Raw genomic sequence first — 255 nt, 5'->3', positions numbered from 1 at the left:
TGGTCACCCAGTGGCTGCTCTCTGTCCCTACCATTGTAGCACGTGTGTAGCCCAGGACGTAAGGGCCGTGATGATTTGACGTCATCCCCACCTTCCTCACAGTTTACACTGGCAGTATGGCTAGAGTTCCCATCATTACATGCTGGTAACTAACCAAAGGGGTTGCGCTCGTTATAGGACTTAACCTGACACCTCACGGCACGAGCTGACGACAACCATGCAGCACCTTGCAATTTGTCCGAAGAAAAAGGTGTT

At 51.4% G+C, this 255-nt stretch carries 1 rRNA gene; it reads right to left on the bottom strand.

Annotated elements, in window-relative coordinates:
• Positions 1 to 255 (bottom strand): 16S ribosomal RNA (locus LB449_RS13895); the annotation flags it as partial.

This window comes from Psychroflexus lacisalsi (assembly GCF_020164495.1).
Classification (GTDB): Bacteria; Bacteroidota; Bacteroidia; order Flavobacteriales; family Flavobacteriaceae; genus Psychroflexus; species Psychroflexus lacisalsi.
The sequence above is the reverse complement of the archived record's forward strand: the minus strand, read 5'-3'. Positions and strand labels throughout refer to the sequence as shown.